The sequence below is a fragment of the Colwellia sp. BRX8-7 genome, assembly GCF_014077275.1.
Classification (GTDB): Bacteria; Pseudomonadota; Gammaproteobacteria; order Enterobacterales; family Alteromonadaceae; genus Colwellia_A.
In genome coordinates this window covers 1-388 of the sequence record NZ_JACGVP010000102.1, presented here as the reverse complement: position 1 = coordinate 388, position 388 = coordinate 1, and the positions used below count along the sequence as shown (strand labels likewise).

Annotated in this window: 1 pseudogene; it reads left to right on the top strand. The window is 54.1% G+C overall.

The features are described 5' to 3' along the window. Positions 1–388: pseudogene (locus H4J57_RS19610) on the top strand (hypothetical protein); the annotation flags it as partial.

The window sequence follows — 388 nt, the reverse complement described above, 5'->3', positions numbered from 1 at the left end:
TGGATTCAATGGCCACCGCAGCGCCAAAACCTGAGCCTGAGCCAGTAGAAGATGCTTCGGCTGAGTTAACCGACCCCGATGATATCGATGCACTGATGGATTCAATGGCCGCCGCAGCGCCAAAAGCTGAGCCAGAGTCAGTAGAAGATGCTTCGGCTGAGTTAACTGACCCCGATGATATCGACGCACTGATGGATTCAATGGCCGCCGCAGCGCCAAAACCTGAGCCTGAGCCAGTAGAAGATACTTCGGCTGAGCTAACTGACCCCGATGATATCGATGCACTGATGGATTCAATGGCCACCGCAGCGCCAAAACCTGAGCCTGAGCCAGTAGAAGATGCTTCGGCTGAGTTAACCGACCCCGATGATATCGATGCACTGATGGA